Origin of the sequence: Citrobacter sp. C1, assembly GCF_014596895.2 — a bacterium.
In the GTDB taxonomy this organism is placed as follows: domain Bacteria; phylum Pseudomonadota; class Gammaproteobacteria; order Enterobacterales; family Enterobacteriaceae; genus Citrobacter; species Citrobacter gillenii.
In genome coordinates this window covers 992,255-1,011,429 of sequence record NZ_CP115035.1, presented here as the reverse complement: position 1 = coordinate 1,011,429, position 19,175 = coordinate 992,255, and the positions used below count along the sequence as shown (strand labels likewise).

The window sequence follows — 19,175 nt, the reverse complement described above, 5'->3', positions numbered from 1 at the left end:
GTCAGTGTCACTTTTTAAACAGTTACTTTTTTCTATTTCTCTTTTCATGATGATTGTCTTCAGCGGCAGTTTTATTGTGACGCTGGAAAGCTCCCGCCATCAATACAACAACCAGCTGCTGGCGCATGCCCAGGATGCGGCAACGGCTCTGGGGGTTTCACTCACACCGAACGTCAACGATCCGGCGATGATCGAGCTGATGGTGAGCTCTATTTTTGATAGTGGTTACTATCAAAAAATCCGCATCGTCGATCTGACCAACGGTACAACGATGCTGGAACGTCACGCGGCGGCGTCGATCCCGGATGTACCCGGCTGGTTTGTGGATCTGGTGGATGTGGTCCCGCAAACGGGCAATGCCACCATTATGCGCGGTTGGCAGCAGGCCGCCCGCGTGGAGGTCACCAGTGACCCCATCTTTGCGGTGCAACGTTTGTGGAGCAGCACTGTAGGCAATTTGGTGTGGATGCTGTCCTGTAGTCTGGCCTGCCTGCTGGCGGGAGTTATGCTGTTGCGTAAACTGCTGCGCCCGCTTAACTATCTGGCGAAACAATCAGAAGCGATTACCCGTCGCGAATTCCTGACGCTGCCTGAACTGCCAAAAACGCCGGAACTGCGCCGGGTCGTCGCAGCCATGAACCTGATGGCGACCAAGCTGAAATCACTCTTTGAAGAGCAGGCTATCTACAGCGAGCGCCTGCACAATGAGGCCTATCTCGACAGCCAGACCGGTATTGCCAACCGCCGCGCATTTGATATGCAGTTGCAGGCGCGACTGAGCGATGCGGATACCGCACCGGGCTATTTGATGTTGGTTCGCGTTCAGGATTTGGGGGGGCTGAACCAGCGTTTTGGCGGCCCGCATACCGATAAGCTGTTGCTGAATATCGCCAACCTGTTGAATGCACACAAAGCCAAATACGCGCCGCTCGACAGCACGCTCGCCCGCATTCGGGGCGGCGAGTTCGCCCTGCTCTGCCCCGGCGTCACGCACGGTGAGATGCTGGAACTGCGTACTTCGCTGACGCAAAAACTGACGGCATTTTATGCCACCGGAATGTCAGATCAACAGCCGGTCGCCTACTGCAGCATGGTGCCCTTCAGCGCCGGAGACAGTCCGCAGTCGTTGTTGATTCAGGCCGATCGTCTGCTGGTCGAAGCGGAAACGCATACCGACCATCAGGTCGTGCCAACGACAGAGGTCGCCACAGCGAGCGAAGATCAGCATTTATGGTTTGTGCGTCTGGAGCACGCGCTGGAGAATCAGCAATTTCAGCTGGTGTATCAGCCCGTGGTCGATTGTCATCAACCGGATAAAATCCTGCATTACAAAGTGCTGTCGCGCATTGTTGATGAGCAGGGCAATACCATTAACGCCGGTCGTTTCCTGCCGTGGATCCACCGCTTTGGCTGGAGTCATCGTCTGGACAAGGTCATGTTAAAACTAACCTTAAATCAGCTGAAAACCGCCCCCGGTAAGTTAGCGCTGAGTATCTCAGGCAGTTCAGTAACCAGTGCTGGCGCCATTTCCGACCTGTTAAATCCGCTGAAATACGCACCAAAGCTGGCCGGTCGGTTAATTCTCGAGCTGGATGAAAACCAGCTACCTGGGCCGAACCAAATGGCGATGTTTGTTAAAGCCGTAAGTCAATATCGCTGCTCGCTGGGCCTGCAACACTTCGGCAGTCGCTTCGATATGATTGGTCATCTGTCACAGTGGGGCCTGGCGTATCTGAAAATCGACAGCAGCTATATCCGCCATATCGACAAAGAAAAAGATAAGCGCTTGTTTATTGAAGTGCTCTGTAACGCCACCCGCAGTATTGATTTACCGCTGATTGCCGAGCGCGTTGAAACCGCAGGTGAGCTTAAGGTGTTGCAGGAATTGGGCGTGGATGGCGCAATGGGACAGCTGTTAGGCGAGCCCGCACCGCTGTGATGAAAACAGGCCGTCTGGGCACCGTTGTTTTGCTTGCTTTTGCCGGATAGCGCTTCGCTTATCTGGCCTATAAAATCAAATGGTTATGATTTTTGTAGGCCCGGTAAGCCTGCGCCACCGGGCATTTTCTACGTTGTCTGCAGGCTGTCTGTTGCCGTTAAAAAATTCGGTCATCGTTACCGAGCAGTTGTTCTAACCCCCCGAGTTCCTGACGCGCGTTCGCGCGATTCATTAATTTAACCTGCGCCATCGGCGGTAGATCGGTAATCGCTATAACGCCTTTACGGATCAACAGGTAAATCAAGTCATCCAGTACGCGCACCATCTCCAGGTCGCTCTTTTGCAGCATGGCCAGGAACTGTTGGTTGTCTATTTCAGTGCCGTGTTCATCAGGTGGAACAGCATTCATCTTGTTGCCTTAGATTAATATGTCGTGACGCGACTGCCCCGTGTACACAGGGCAGTCAGCTTCCGTTAGTGAGAGTGATTTTGTTCCGGTTTGGCGATCAGGTGATCCAGCGAGTACGTTGACGCATGCACATCGCTACTCAACGGTGTGGAGACTGCCGTGTCAATGCCATGCGCAACCTTCGCCGGGCTGGCAATCAGATGATGATCGCCGCCGCTTTGAATGTACTTCGCAATATCAACGCCTTCATGCAGCTCACGGGCCAAATCGCTCAGGTCGACTTTATCGAGCACGGCCTTCGCTTTATCGTCAGGACCCAGTACGGCTGCCGCCTGTCCGTGCGCGGATGCCGCTGGCGCGTATGACAAAGACAATGCGCTGTCATCAAACAGATTGTGCAGCGCATGCTGTGCTGCGGCGTGCTGTCCCTTGTCTGCCGCATGCGCTTTCACTGGCGCATGATCTTCCATGGTGACATCAGCCATTTGCGCATGTGTCGTGGTATTGCCGTGGTTATCGTTCGCCTCAACCATCACGCTGACGCGATTATGGCCGGTACGCAAGGTCGACGTATCCACCGCAAAGTCATAACGCAGTTCGTTATTATTCAGATGAATAACCGTATCGTACTGATGACCATTGACCCGCGCTGTAATGTGTTCACCATCATGCACGTCGCCGGTTACGCTGCCGGTAAGGTGGGTGATCGCGTTCTGCGACTCTGCCTGCGAAATGTGGTTATCGCCGGTGATTTTATCCACCACGATAGTGGCATCAGCGTGAGTATCCAGCACCACGGTTTTATGATCGGTCACATCCAGCGTGTTACCTGCCGCATCCTTAACCGTGGTTTTCACCTGAACGTCGTTATCGCCTTCATTCAGCGCGCTGGCCGGTACCGCAACTGCATAAACCAATTTATTGCTGTGCGGATCCTGTGTCACCTTCACCGTTGTGGAGAAACTGTTCACCGTCAGGGTGACGCTATCCCCCACTTGCGCATCACCGGTAACGACGCCTGAAATAACCGTGTCGTGTTGAGATTCCGTTTGGTTTACCGCGTTATCCCCTGCAATACCGTTGTTGATGGAAATTCTGCCTTCGGCATGATCATCAACCACGTAAGAATGGGATATGTGGATGCTGTACGGGTTGCCGGGCGCATCATGACCAGTGACTTTGGCATCAATACTGGTGTTGGCTTTTAATACATCGGTATCCACATCAATCTGATAGCCCAGCTTGCCGCCTGGCAGCACGGCTACCGAACCATTAAAAGTACGGTTACCAATCGTTAAGACTACTGGATCGCCTTTCTGCGCATCCCCCCCGACAGTACCGGTAATTGTCGTTTTCAGCGCCTGCAGCTCCTGCTGGTTCAGGACGTTGTCAGCAGTGACCTTATCGATATCGACCGTCCCCTTCGCCTCCCGATCAATGGTGAGGGTTTTCGCAGTATCGATTTCCTGACGGTTGCCCGCGTCATCATGGGCGGTCACATGTGCCGTAATATTCTGGTCATGGACCAAATCCACGGTGCTGGCATCGACGCTAAACACTTTTTTACCGCCGCTGCTGGTAACTTTCGCCACCAGGTCTTTGCCGCCGACCCTGATGGTGACCAGATCGCCAACGTCAACATCACCGGTGACATAGCCGCTGATTTTGGTGTGCTGAAGTTTCGTTTGCGCGTTATTCAACACATCATCATCCGACACCTTATCCAGATGAATTTCTGCCACCACATTGGTGTCAATGGTCACCGGTTTATGACTGTTCGCAGTCTGGGTATTTTTCGCTGCATCCTCACCCGTCACGCTAACGTAAATAGTGGGATCGGTTTGCAGACCAGCGGTGCTCACTAACGCGGAGTAGCCCAGTTGTCCGTTCATATGCGGCAGTTCGACCACATCGGCATCCACCGTGATGTTATTGACGGTGATATGCACTTTATCGCCTTTATGCACATCGCCACCCACGGTGCCGCTGACTTCAATCTGGCCTGCCTTCACTTCATCCGCATTAATGACATCGTCACCGCCGACGGTGTTAATGGTCACCGTCGCTGCCGCCGTGGTATCACGCGTAAAGTTCTTCGTGTAGCTGGCGTCCTGATCGTTACCGTGAACGTCATGACCAGTGACTTTCGCCACAATTGAGTGGTCGGCGTTCAGGTGTTGGGTGTCGATATCCACCGAATAATGCAGCTGGTTATCAACCGTCGCGGTGTAGGTATGATTGTCCACTTCCAGCGTTACGATATCGCCGGACTTCACATCGCCGGTCACGGAGCCCGTCACCGTCGTCGTCGGATGCACAGTGACGTCAGACTCCTGCGCGTTGAGCACGTTATCAGCGGTAATGTTATCAATCGTCACCCCCGCAACGGCGTTCAGATCGACGATGACATGTCGGTCCGTCGACCCGGTGACCGTGTTCCCGGCCGCATCGGTGCCGGTTATGGTCGCAACAATAGTCGGGTTGGTGCGCAGGTCATTAATGCTGACCTCTTTTGACCACTCCAGCGTGCCGTTATTGTTATGCACCACGGTGGTTAAGGTATTGCCATTGACCTGTAAGGACACCACGCTGCCATCGTGTAACCCTTCGCCTTTAACCGTACCCGTTATCATCGTTTTGCCTGTAAGCGCTTCTTTGCCATTGATGACATCATCGCTGGCTACAGGGTTCATGTTGATGGTGATAGGGTTATCGGTGTCGATGCTAATAACCTTATGCTGCGTATCCGATCCCGTCAGATTGCCCTCGGTCACGGTAACAGAGACATCAAACGTCGGGTGTGCCTGAAGCACATTTGAGGGAACATCAACCTGGTAGCCAAATTCGCCTGAAAGCCCCGGAATCGCAAATACCTTGCCGTGGTAGTCCACGCCGTTCACCGTGACGGTGACAACGTCGTTGGCATGCACATCCCCCGTCACCCGCCCGCGCACCGGCGTGGTGGTTTTTTGTGCTTCATCGTGGTTCAGCACATCATCACCCGTCACCTTATCAACGGTCAGATGAACATGCGGCTGATGCGGCGCTGACGTTCCAGTGCCGGTTGGTGGCGTAGTGATCGCTGGCGGGTTATGCATGATATACGGCGTATTCCCACTGACAGCCTGATTGTGAGTCCATGGCAGATCAATCAGTTTGTGGTCCGTTGCCGTCGCGGTATTACCATGATCATCATGCGTGGTAATCGACACGGTGATATTACCGTTATCACCGAGATCGCCCGTGCTCACTGAGGCCTGAAAACCCAGAATGTGATTTGGTAATTCAATGACATGGGTTGTATATCGGATCCCATTCCCAACAATAAGAATCACCTCATCATTCAACTTAGCATCTGGGTCAACATGTCCGGTGACAATCACATAGTCAGGTTTTCTGCCCGGAGCAAGATCCTGCGGGGTCGTCATGTTAGGCAATAAACCGGTGGTCATTGAATCAATCGTAATCCTGGCATCGGCATGGGTATCAATCACTACCGGACGGTCATCATGCCCATATGCCACGTTACCTGCCGCGTCTGTGGCCGACACTTCCGCATGGATGTGCGGACCCAACAGCAAGTCCAGCGTGGAGACATCCGCGCTAAAGGTATGCTGCCCGTTACTGTCCTGTACCTGGGCGTAATAGACCTGATTGTTGACGGTCAGCTCAACCCAATCGCCCACCAGCACATCACCGCCCACCGTCCCGGTGACGGTTGTCAGCGGGTTATGCGCCTCGTTATAGTTGATGACGGAATCGTGATCCGCCGTAACGATAGGGTTGATGTGCACCGTAGCCACAGCATGGTCGTCAATCGTCAGGACATCCTGCGCCTGCGCCGTGGCGCTATTGCCATGCGGATCGGTGGCGGTAATGGTGGCGGTAATATGCGGATCGTGCTGCAACCACTGGGTAGTTACATCGACGCTGTAGCCTAATGTTCCGCCCAAATTCGGCAGCGGAATCACTTGAGTGTCCACCAGATGTCCGCCGATATTGAGATGAACAATATCGCCCGCCTTCGCGTCACCGCCCACCGTCCCGCTCACTACGGTGGTTGTTTTCTGCAACTCAGCACCGTTCAGAACCTTATCACTGGTGACCGGATCGATAGTGATTGCGGCGTAGGCTTTATCATCCAGCCCCACGTTATGGTGTGCCGTAATATGCGCATGGTTTTGCGCCGCATCGGTGACATCCATCGACACATCGATATGTGGGCTGGCGATAATATCGGACGTCGCCACCGAAATATGGAAGCCCATTTTATTACCGCCGAGGTCTTCCACCACCCCGGTATAAATCTGCCCGTTGATTGTCATCACCAGCGGATCGCCCGGATGCACTTCGCCGGTAACCGTGCCGCTGACCAGCGTATGGCCCTGCATTTGCTCATCGCGGTTAAGCGTGTTATCCGGCGTTACCGTATCAATCTTGATTGCTGCGTCGACACGCGTATCAATAATCACCGTCGTTTCGGCATCCGCTTTCGCCACGTTGCCCGCCGCATCGGTGGTGCTGACGGTGGCGGTTAAGTGCGGGTCGGCCAGCAAATCAGCGGTGCTGACCTTGATGCTATACCCAAGAACTCCACCGCCCAGATCGACAACTTTCCCTGTCAGGACGTGGCCTTTCACCGTCAGATACACCACATCATTGACGTGCACATCACCAGCGACTTTTCCGGTTACCCAGGTAAACGGCTGGTGAGATTCGTCACCGTTCACCCGGTTATCGCCGGTAACGGGATCGATGCTCAGCATTGCTTTCGCGTGCAGATCCACCGTCAGATCGTGAGGCGTCTGCACATGCTGAATATTGTGTGGATCATCCACGCCATTGACCTGGGCAATAATATGAGGGTCTTTAAGCAGATCGCGGGTCAGAACATCCAGTTTATAACCCAGTGCGCCATTATGTTCAGGTAAGTGCTGTACGGTTGTATTGTAGGTATGCCCGTTGACGATGATCTGCACCTTATCGCCGAATTTCACATCGCCAGAAACGGTACCCATCACCTCGGTGGTATGTCGAGCAGCCTCTGCACCATTGAGCACATCGTCACCTGCTACGGTATCAACTGTGATACCAGCCCTTGCATGGTTGTCGATATGAACAGTGTGGGAAGTGCCGATGGTGACTTCATTACCCACCGCATCGTGGGAGGTCACCGTTGCCGTAAAGGTGACATTTTTATCCTGATTACCCTGGTTATTGCTGAATGCAGCCGAATCAACTGGAATTTGATAGCCCAGCTTACCTCCACCCAGGTCGATAACCTTGCCGGTAAACGTGTAACCATTAATCTCAATGTTCACCGCATCACCGACCTGTGCATCGCCGCCCACCGTACCGCTCACCAACTGTTTAGGCTTATCCAGTTCAAAGTGGTTCAGCACATTATCGTCGGTCACCTTATCGATGGTGATTTTCGCATCCGCATGCAGGTCGATATGCACCGTATGATCGTGGGACACGGTTAACTGATTACCGTGTTCATCGACGGTGGAGATTGAAACATGCACGTTCTGATCGACACCATCAGGCAGGTTTTTGGTGCTCACCGGAATGCTGTAGCCTAACGAGCCGTCCGCCAGCAGCACCACGCTACCGTGCCAGGTCTGGTTGTTGAACGTTAAGGTCACAACATCGCCAGGTTTCGCATCGCCACCGACCGGTCCTGTTATCGTCGTCGTGTTCAGCAGAGATTCGGCATGACTGATAATGTCATCACCTGCCACGGTATCAATACCGATACTGGCGCTGGCATCGAGATCGAGCCCAACGGTACGTTCTGTCGTGGCGGTGCTTTCGTTACCGTGATTATCGGTGGTGTTGATACGGGCATGAATCACCGGATCGTTAACCAGCGACTGGGTATCCACCAGGATGTGATACCCCAGATTCCCGTCAGGCAATGCTTCGACAAAACCAGAGTAACGATGACCATCAATCATCAATTCAACGGTGTCATGCAGTTTTGCATCTCCGCTCACCGTGCCGCTGATCTTCGTTTGACCGTTATTGTCCGTCGACTCCTTGATGTTGATGACGTTATCAGAGGTCACGCCATCAATGGTGATATGCGACTGTGTGTACATATCCGAGTCGATAGCTTTTGACTCGCTATGGGTGACGCTGTTACCTGCCGCATCGGTTGAGGTCACGGTAACGTAAATCTCCGGATGCGTTATCAGCATATGGGTGTTTACCGGGAAGCTATAACCTAACCCACCACCCGCCAGCGCAATCACCGTCGTTGTAAGGGTATATCCGCCTTTCAGCTCCAGCGTCACCACATCGCCTGCTTTCGCGTCAATACCGGTCACTGTTCCGGTGATATGCGTAACGCCGCCGTTTTCTGAAAACTCTTTAATATTGATAATGTCATCGACGGCTACTTGATCAATATGCACCTGGTTTTCAGCGTAATTGTCGATATGCACGGTGTGGGTGCTGACCGCCACCGCCACGTTACCCGCCGCATCCTGTGAGACTACGCTGGCGTGCACATCAACATCTTTCAGCACCATGCCGCTGTTGTCCGCAAAGGCGGCGGAGTCCACCGCAATACGGTAGCCCAGGCTGCCGTTGCCCAGGTCGATCACCCGCCCGTGATAATCGTGCCCGTTGATAACAAGATCCACCCGGTCGCCCGCCCGGGCATCTTCCCCGCTGACGGTGCCAGTCACCACCTGATGACGCATATACAGTTCGCTGCGGTTCAGGATGTTATCCGCCGTCACATCATCAATGGTCAGGGCGTTGTGCGCCTCGGTGTCCAGCACCACGGTACGGTGATCCAGTGCGGTCACTTCATTCCCCGCCTTGTCGTGGCTGACCACCGTCACCACCACCCCGTTACGGCCTGGCAGCAGCGTGCCCGTCGGGACCGCCACCTCGTAGCGCAGATGGCCGTTGTCATTCACCACTGTGCCGGTAAACGTCTTTCCCTGCACGCTGACGGTCACCACATCGCCCGCCCTGGCGTCCGGTCCGCCCACCTTGCCGCTGATCATTGTCGGCATGCGGTTTTCTGTGGCGTTGACCACGTCATCCGTGGCCACCGGACGGATATCCACCCCGTTTTCAGCGTAGTTGTCGAGATGCACGGTGTGGGTGCTGACCGCCACCGCCTCGTTACCCGCCGCATCCTGTGAGACTACGCTGGCGTGCACATCAACATCTTTCAGCACCTTGCCGCTGTTGTCCGCAAAGGCGGCGGAGTCCACCGCAATACGGTAGCCCAGGCTGCCGTTGCCCAGGTCGATCACCCGCCCGTGGTAGTCGTGGCCGTTGATGACCAGATCCACCCGGTCGCCCGCCCGGGCATCTTCCCCGCTGACGGTGCCAGTCACCACCTGATGACGCATATACAGTTCGCTGCGGTTCAGGATGTTATCCGCCGTCACATCATCAATGGTCAGGGCGTTGTGCGCCTCGGTGTCCAGCACCACGGTACGGTGATCCAGTGCGGTCACTTCATTCCCCGCCTTGTCGTGGCTGACCACCGTCACCACCACCCCGTTACGGCCTGGCAGCAGCGTGCCCGTCGGGACCGCCACCTCGTAGCGCAGATGGCCGTTGTCATTCACCACTGTGCCGGTAAACGTCTTTCCCTGCACGCTGACGGTCACCACATCGCCCGCCCTGGCGTCCGGTCCGCCCACCTTGCCGCTGATCATTGTCGGCATGCGGTTTTCTGTGGCGTTGACCACGTCATCCGTGGCCACCGGACGGATATCCACCCCGTTTTCAGCGTAGTTGTCGAGATGCACGGTGTGGGTGCTGACCGCCACCGCCTCGTTACCCGCCGCATCCTGTGAGACTACGCTGGCGTGCACATCAACATCTTTCAGCACCTTGCCGCTGTTGTCCGCAAAGGCGGCGGAGTCCACCGCAATACGGTAGCCCAGGCTGCCGTTGCCCAGGTCGATCACCCGCCCGTGGTAGTCGTGGCCGTTGATGACCAGATCCACCCGGTCGCCCGCCCGGGCATCTTCCCCGCTGACGGTGCCAGTCACCACCTGATGACGCATATACAGTTCGCTGCGGTTCAGGATGTTATCCGCCGTCACATCATCAATGGTCAGGGCGTTGTGCGCCTCGGTGTCCAGCACCACGGTACGGTGATCCAGTGCGGTCACTTCATTCCCCGCCTTGTCGTGGCTGACCACCGTCACCACCACCCCGTTACGGCCTGGCAGCAGCGTGCCCGTCGGGACCGCCACCTCGTAGCGCAGATGGCCGTTGTCATTCACCACTGTGCCGGTAAACGTCTTTCCCTGCACGCTGACGGTCACCACATCGCCCGCCCTGGCGTCCGGTCCGCCCACCTTGCCGCTGATCATTGTCGGCATGCGGTTTTCTGTGGCGTTGACCACGTCATCCGTGGCCACCGGACGGATATCCACCCCGTTTTCAGCGTAGTTGTCGAGATGCACGGTGTGGGTGCTGACCGCCACCGCCTCGTTACCCGCCGCATCCTGTGAGACTACGCTGGCGTGCACATCAACATCTTTCAGCACCTTGCCGCTGTTGTCCGCAAAGGCGGCGGAGTCCACCGCAATACGGTAGCCCAGGCTGCCGTTGCCCAGGTCGATCACCCGCCCGTGGTAGTCGTGGCCGTTGATGACCAGATCCACCCGGTCGCCCGCCCGGGCATCTTCCCCGCTGACGGTGCCAGTCACCACCTGATGACGCATATACAGTTCGCTGCGGTTCAGGATGTTATCCGCCGTCACATCATCAATGGTCAGGGCGTTGTGCGCCTCGGTGTCCAGCACCACGGTACGGTGATCCAGTGCGGTCACTTCATTCCCCGCCTTGTCGTGGCTGACCACCGTCACCACCACCCCGTTACGGCCTGGCAGCAGCGTGCCCGTCGGGACCGCCACCTCGTAGCGCAGATGGCCGTTGTCATTCACCACTGTGCCGGTAAACGTCTTTCCCTGCACGCTGACGGTCACCACATCGCCCGCCCTGGCGTCCGGTCCGCCCACCTTGCCGCTGATCATTGTCGGCATACGGTTTTCTGTGGCGTTGACCACGTCATCCGTGGCCACCGGACGGATATCCACCCCGTTTTCAGCGTAGTTGTCGAGATGTACGGTGTGGGTGCTGACCGCCACCGCCACGTTACCCGCCGCATCCTGTGAGACTACGCTGGCGTGCACATCAACATCTTTCAGCACCTTGCCGCTGTTGTCCGCAAAGGCGGCGGAGTCCACCGCAATGCGGTAGCCCAGGCTGCCGTTGCCCAGGTCGATCACCCGCCCGTGATAATCGTGACCGTTGATGACCAGATCCACCCGGTCACCCGCCCGGGCATCCTCCCCGCTGACGGTGCCGGTCACCACCTGATGACGCATATACAGTTCGCTGCGGTTCAGGATGTTATCCGCCGTCACATCATCAATGGTCAGGGCGTTATGTGCCTCGGTATCCAGCGTCACCGTGGTGTTCTGCACCGCCACCGCGGTATTGCCTGCCGTATCCACGCCGGTGACGGTGACCTGCACGTCGTTGCGGCCTTCGTGGAGGGCGGAGGTCGGCACCGCCACGTTATAGCGCAGCGCCCCGTGTTCATCGGTGACCACCACGCCGTTGAAGGTCTGGCCGTTCACCTGCACCGCCACCGGGTCACCCGGCTGCGCATCCCCGGTCACTGCGCCAGAAATCAGCGTCGGCATACGAGACTCACTGCGGTTGACGATATTGTCATCCGCCACGGTATCAATACTGATGGCGTTTGCCGCCTGGGTATCCAGCGTCACCGTGGTGTTCTGCACCGCCACCGCGGTGTTGCCTGCCGTATCCACACCGGTGACGGTGACCTGCACGTCGTTGCGGCCTTCGTGGAGGGCGGAGGTCGGCACCGCCACGTGATAGCGCAGCGCCCCGTGTTCGTCGGTGACCACCACGCCGTTGAAGGTCTGGCCGTTCACCTGCACCGCCACCGGATCACCCGGCTGCGCGTCCCCGGTCACTGCGCCAGAAATCAGCGTCGGCATACGGGACTCACTGCGGTTGACGGTGTTGTCATCTGCCACCGTATCAATACTGATGGCGTTCGCCGCCACGGTGTCCAGCACCACGTTTTTGTGTGTGACGGCAGTCGCTTCGTTACCCACATCATCATGGCTAACCACCTTCACCTGCACATCATTGACGCCTTCTTTAAGCGTTCCCCTTGGCACCTCAATTTCGTACCGGAGTTGACCATGATCGTCGAAAACCGTGCCGTGGAATTCTTTTCCCTGAACAGTCAACGTCACCGGATCGCCCGCTTTGGCATCGCCACTGGCGACGCCGGTAATCAGCGTTGGCATGCGGTTTTCACTGGCGTTAACAACATCATCATTCGCCACTGTCTCGATGGTCACAGCATTCTGTGCCAGCAAATCGCTCTCGACATGATGCTCCGTAGAAACAGTCGTGGTATTCCCGGCATCATCGGTTGACGTTAACGTGGCGTGGAAAGTTGGGTCATTCAGCAACCCGTGAGTTAATACCGGGATGTTATACGTCAGCGGGCCATTGCCAGGATCGGTCACAATGCCGGTATATTCTTTGCCATCGACCAGTAAGGTCACGATATCGCCAGGTTTGGCGTCGCCGCCTACATGCCCATGGATGATGGTTTGCGTATGGAGAGATTCTTCGTAGTTAATCAGGTTGTCTGGCGTGACGTTATCTACCGTAATATCGATGCGCGGGCCGGTGATATCAATCAGCACATTGTCGAAAGTTTGTGCCGTTCGACCCGACACATCGGTGGCCGTTGCCACCACGGTGACGTTCCCTGGCTGTAAACCACCCAGATCGGTATCGATAAACCAGTGACCGTTCCTCACAGGGACATCGACGGTGAATGTGTTTTTTTGGCTATCGGTGAAGGTCAGCGTGACGTGGTTCTGGTTACTGGTGCCGCTTAAATGCGTCCGGTGGAATTCATTCTTGTTAATGTAGCCGTCGTTGCCTGCAAACTCCGCAATAGTCACTTCTGGTGGGAAAAGACTGGCAGACCCGGACAGGATCCCCGCCACCGGCAGGTTGATATCGCCGTTTGGGCTACCCAGTCCCTTGGTGTCAAAACCCGCAGTAGGATCAACCACCTGCCCGGTCAGTTCAAGCTGAACCCGCGTGTGACCGCCACCGCCACCTTCCATCGACACCGGTTCGTCGTTACCCGCTGCGGTCGCGTCAAGTATCTGCGTCGGATCCGCACCATCGGCGATGGCTTTTTGTACGGCGGCAATATCCTGGGCATCATGATTCGGATTATGGCTTACCTGTATCCCGTGCTCTCCCCAGTGGCTATTACGCCCAATATCTACCGTCTGCCCGTTAGGTAGAGAGATACTGACCGCGCCGCCGGCACCGGTCACAATTTCTTCACCGAGAGAGATCCTGTCGCCTTCATGAACAAGTCGTTGTGTGCCATTGGCTTCAACAACATAGACCTGTCCAATAATTGCTTTGATCACACCGAGTAATTTGCTCACCGTAACCTCACTTAAATACCATCATTATTTTTATAAACTCGTTAATATATTAACGAACAAAAAACACATTCTTTTAATGTAAACATTAATATTCAATGTGGAAAAAAACACATTTTTTAGAATGCATATACATGAGACTTGACTGGCAAATGAATATAATAAAAAATAACCAAAAATAAAACACGATGTGACAAAACATATCTCTGAATAGCTGATTGCAAGCGTCAATTAAGATAATTCATATTTGTTAATTAATATAACGTGTTTGTGAAAATGGATGATGGCGACGACAACTGGATGTCATAACCGTGTGATATAAGGCATTCCTGTCATGAAGAAGTTTTTCGTTTTCCTGCTTTCATGGTTTTCAATAAATTCCGTGTATGCAGAAGACTTACACAATACCGTTAAAGACGCATTAGCCAATCACCCTGAAGTTAATGCGGCTATAAATAGTCGCTATTCAGCAGAAAAAGAACTCCGTGCAGCACAAGGTGGATATTTACCCGCATTGAATTTAAATGCCGAAACCGGGCGTAAAAATATTGATGATGCGACCACCCGTGCCGCAGGCAGCACAAACGGGCTGACTCAATCCCCCAATGGCGCGACGCTCAGCCTGGAGCAAAATGTGTTTAATGGTTTTGCCACCCATAGCGACGTTGCACGACAAAAAGCGACCGTTGATTCACGGGCATTTGGCGTGATGAACACCAGCGAAAGCACCGCTTACACGGTAATTCAGGCCTATTTTGATGTGCTGCAGCGCGAGGAGTTTGTTCGCCTGGCAGAAGATGATCTCGCTAACCACGAGCGCATTTACGACCAGATAAAACTGCGTACCGATCAGGGCGTGGGCCGCTCCGGCGACTTTATGCAAGCGGAAGCTCGTCTGGCGCAGGCACGGAACAATTTGCTCACTGAGCAAACCAACCTGGAAGACGCGAAGACCACGTTTGTCAGTGTAAGCGGTCAAGATCCTGAAGGGTTAAGCCTGCCGGAAAGCATTGACGCGCAGCTCCCGACCTCACTTGCCGACGCCAAAAACCGGATGGAAAACAACAACCCGTTACTGAAGTCTGCCAACGCCGACATCGAAGCCGCACATCAGCAGTATGAAGCGTCAAAATCGACCTTCTACCCGCGTGTCGACGTTGAGCTGTCTCGGGGTATCAGCAATAACACCGATACCACCCGCGCGCACACTGAAGAGTGGGAAGCGATGGTAAAGCTGCATTACAACCTGTACCAGGGCGGCAGCGACAAAGCCAACATGGAATCTCGCGCCTACCTGCATAAACAGGCTCAGGATGTGCGCAATAACACCCTGCGCCAGTTGAATCAGGAGCTGCGCCTGGCGTGGACTGCATTACAAAATGCGCGCGCCCAGCTGCCGTCGGCGGAAGAATATGCCGACCGAAGCGTGAAAGTTCGCACCGCCTATCAGGACCAATTTAGTCTGGGTGAACGTACGCTGCTGGATTTACTCGACAGTGAGAATGAAGTGTTCTCCTCTAAACGTCGTCTGGTTGAATTACGTTACCTGGCCATGACCAGCGGGTATCGAATTAGCGAACGCACCGGTGAATTAATGAGTATTCTAAAAATCTCACCGCCGCCATCGGGGCAACCTGTAGATACCGCAGCAGGAAATAACCTGCCGGAACTTCATTAATCATTATTTATACAAATAAACATCTGAGCTGCACACTTATTATTAGCATGCTATTTTTAAGTCGTGCAGTCAGAAATGGTTGCTAAAATGAGTGCACAAGCTGAATTATTAAATGAAGTCCCGGAGAATTCTGATAGCACAAATTCTCAATATCATGATCCCCGTAGCTATAATGACGACCCTTTATTAGATAGCTTACTCATTCTGTGTTCTTTGCACGGTAAACCCGCCAGTCGAGCAACATTAAGCAGCGGCCTGCCATTAGAAAACGATCGGCTCACACTGAATATATTCCCCCGTGCCGCTGCACGCGCCGGTTTAAAAGCCCGGGTGGTGACGCGCGCGCTCGATAAAATCCCCGCCATGTCCCTGCCCGCCGTTCTATTACTGCGCTCCGGGGGAACCGGGGTGTTACTTGGCTGGAATGATGACGGTAGCGCCCGCTTTATGCCCAGCGAAAGCGAAGGAGGCGAAATCACCGTCGATGCCACCACACTTACGCAGAACTATGCCGGAAAAGTAATTTTTGCTCACCCGCGCCACGAATTCGATTTGCAGGCAGAAGCATTTTTACCGCGCACAAAATCCTGGTTTAAAGATACGCTCAAGCTGTCGCGCTTTCTGTATATGGATGCTGTGCTGGCCAGTCTGCTGATCAACCTGATTGCGCTCGGCACGCCGCTATTTACCATGAACGTTTACGACCGCGTGGTGCCGAATCAGGCGACGGTAACCCTGTGGGTGCTGGCGGTCGGTATCTGCCTGGCTTTTGTCTTTGATCTGATCTTAAAAATGCTGCGCAGCATCTGCCTGGATATTGCTGGCAAAAAAAGTGATCTCATTATCTCCTCGACCCTGTTTGAACGCATTATCGGTATGGAGATGAAGGAGCGCCCTGCGCGCGTGGGCAGCTTCGCGCAAAACATCCACGAGTTTCAGTCGCTGCGCGATTTTCTCTCCTCGCTCACCCTAACCACCATTATTGACCTGCCCTTTACCCTGCTGCTGCTGGTTGTCATCGGCATTATCGGCGGGGCGCTGGCGTGGATCCCGGTCCTCACGCTGCCGGTTGCGCTGCTGTGCAGCTGGGCATTGCAAAAACCGGTTAACGCCGCGGTGGAAAAAACCATGAGCCTGGCCAGCGAACGCCAGGCGCTGCTGATTGAAACATTAAGCAGCCTGGATGCCATCAAAGTGAATAATGCCCAGAGCGAGCGCCAGTATCTGTGGGAGCAAACGCTGGGTAGCCTGAGTCGTCTGGAACTGCGCGTGAAAACCTTGTCCAGCCTGGCCAGCAACCTGACCGGCTGGTTCCAGCAAATCTCTGGCGTGGTAATGATCATCGTCGGCGTATACATGATAATCGGCGGCAAGCTGAGTATGGGCGGCCTGATCGCCTGCTACATGCTCAACGGTCGCGCCTTAATGCCGCTGGGCCAGTTAACCGGCCTGATTGCCCGCTATCAACAGGCGAAGCTGACCATCAAAAGTACCGAGAAAATGATGTCGCTGGCGCAGGAACGCCGGGCAGATGAAACGCCGCTCAAACGTGAACAACTGCAGGGCAGCATAGAATTTCGCGATGTGGACTTCAGCTACCCGGAACAAAAAAGCCTGTCGCTCAACAAGATCAACCTGACCATTTCGCCCGGTGAGCGTGTAGGCATTATCGGTCGTAGCGGCTCCGGTAAAAGCTCACTGAGTAAATTGATCGTTAATTTGTACCCGCCCAGTGCCGGTAACATCCTGATCGACGGTGTCGATGCGCGCCAGCTGGATGTCAACGATCTGCGCCACAGCATCGGCTACGTCCCGCAGGACATCCAGTTATTTAGCGGAACGCTACGCGACAACTTGCTTTGCGGCGCGCGCTATGTCGATGACGAAACTATGCTGCGCGCGGCAGAACTGGCGGGAGTGAACGACTTCGCCCGCCTGCACCCTGACGGCTATAACCTGCAGGTCGGCGAGCGTGGCTCGCGGCTTTCTGGCGGGCAACGCCAGGCCGTCGCGCTCGCACGTGCGTTATTACTCGATCCCCCTTTGCTGCTGCTGGATGAACCCACCAGTTCGATGGACAACACCAGCGAAGAGCAGATTAAACACGCGCTGGCCCCCTGCATTGCAGGTAAAACGCTATTACTGGTTACTCATCGCGCCTCAATGCTGTCGTTGGTTGACCGCCTGATTATTGTTGATAAAGGACGCATCATTGCCGACGGCCCGAAAGCGGTCGTGATGGATGCGTTAAAAAAGGGGCAGATAAATGCGTCTCGCTGATTTCCTGGCTCGCGCCCGCCGCTCTGTACAGCCCTACTTTCGTGCCCGCGATGAAAATCAAACTGACAGTATCAATGACGTCAGCCACGCTATTATTGATGACGCCCCAAGGGTGATTCGCCTGACGCTGTGGGTGATTCTGGCGTTGGTGCTGCTGGCCTTTGTGTGGGCGGGCTTTGCCAGCATCGACGAAGTGACGCGCGGCGAAGGTAAAGCGATCCCCTCGTCAAAACTGCAAAAGATACAGAACCTGGAAGGCGGGATTGTTACCGAGCTGTACGTGCATGAAGGACAAATCGTTAACGCCGGTACGCCTCTGTTGCATCTCGACGATACCCGTTTTGCCTCTAACGTCGGTGAAACAGAAGCCGATAAACTCGGCCTGCGGGCGAAGGTGGAACGCCTGACAGCAGAGGTTGAAAACCGGGACTTTGTTATCTCAGAAGAGATAGCCAGCAAAGCACCGGACGTCGCCCGCGGAGAAACAGAACTGTACAACAGCCGTCGCGCGCAATTTCACAACGAAATCTCCGGACTTGAAGAGCAGTTGGTACAGAAGAAACAGGAACTGCGCGATGTTGAATCAAAAGAAGATCAGTTTAAGCGCAGTCTCGGGTTAATTCGCCAGGAAATCAAAATGTCCGAGCCGCTGCTTGCCTCCGGGGCGATCTCGAAAGTCGAGCTGCTGCGTCTGCGCCGTACTGAAGTAGAAACCGCCGGGCAGTTAAATTCTATCAGCCTGACGTTGCCTAAAGTCGCTTCAGAAATAAAAGAGATTGAGAACAAAATTGGCGAAAGTCACGGTCGCTTTCAAAGCGATGCGCTGGCCCAGTTAAACGAAGCCCGTACCAATCTGAGTAAGGCGCAGGCCAGCGTCAAAGCACTGGAAGACCGCGTGAATCGTACTATGGTCACCTCGCCGGTCCGCGGTATCGTCCAGCAGGTCATGGTGAATACCATCGGTGGGGTGATTCAACCCGGTAGCGATCTGGTGGAGATCGTCCCGCTTGATGACAAGCTGTTGGTTGAAGCCAAAATACAACCGCGCGATATTGCCTTCCTTCATCCGGGCCAGCACGCGATGGTGAAATTTACCGCCTACGACTACACCATCTATGGTGGCCTGCAAGGTGAAGTGGTACAGATAAGCCCGGATACGGTTACGGATAAACAGGGGCGGAGTTTCTATATTGTCCGTTTGCAAACGGATAAAAACTATCTGGGGACGAAAGAGCACCCGATGTTGATTATTCCCGGTATGGTGGCCAGCGTCGATATTCTCACCGGTAAGAAGACGATTCTTAGCTATCTACTCAAACCGATTATCCGCGCACGTGCGGAAGCACTGAGAGAACGTTAATG

Annotated in this window: 5 protein-coding genes and 1 pseudogene; 4 read left to right on the top strand and 2 right to left on the bottom strand. The window is 54.7% G+C overall.

The features are described from left to right. The first annotated feature begins 4 nt into the window (after positions 1–4). Complete coding sequence (gene lapD / locus IB214_RS04730) at positions 5–1,939, top strand: cyclic di-GMP receptor LapD (protein WP_117343163.1); 1,935 nt, start codon at positions 5–7, stop codon at positions 1,937–1,939. Between the two features lie 157 nt (positions 1,940–2,096). Here lapD and IB214_RS04725 read toward each other — a convergent pair. Then, positions 2,097–2,285, bottom strand: a pseudogene (locus tag IB214_RS04725) (hypothetical protein); the annotation flags it as partial. 128 nt (positions 2,286–2,413) lie between these two features. Then, positions 2,414–13,858 (bottom strand): retention module-containing protein, encoded by an 11,445-nt coding sequence (locus IB214_RS04720; protein WP_348939442.1) that lies wholly within the window; start codon positions 13,856–13,858, stop codon positions 2,414–2,416. Positions 13,859–14,189: 331 nt separating this feature from the next. On the opposite strand from IB214_RS04720, the gene IB214_RS04715 reads away from it, so the two are divergent. From IB214_RS04715 to IB214_RS04705, 3 genes are all read left to right on the top strand, one after another. Then, complete coding sequence (locus tag IB214_RS04715; RefSeq protein WP_117343161.1) at positions 14,190–15,533, top strand: TolC family outer membrane protein; 1,344 nt, start codon at positions 14,190–14,192, stop codon at positions 15,531–15,533. Between the two features lie 87 nt (positions 15,534–15,620). Then, positions 15,621–17,813 (top strand): type I secretion system permease/ATPase, encoded by a 2,193-nt coding sequence (locus IB214_RS04710; RefSeq protein ID WP_223240334.1) that lies wholly within the window; start codon positions 15,621–15,623, stop codon positions 17,811–17,813. Beyond that, a complete protein-coding gene (locus IB214_RS04705; protein ID WP_117343159.1) occupies positions 17,800–19,173 on the top strand; it encodes an HlyD family type I secretion periplasmic adaptor subunit in 1,374 nt (457 codons plus the stop codon). Before IB214_RS04710 ends, IB214_RS04705 begins: the two co-directional genes overlap by 14 nt. Positions 19,174–19,175 lie beyond the last annotated feature (2 nt).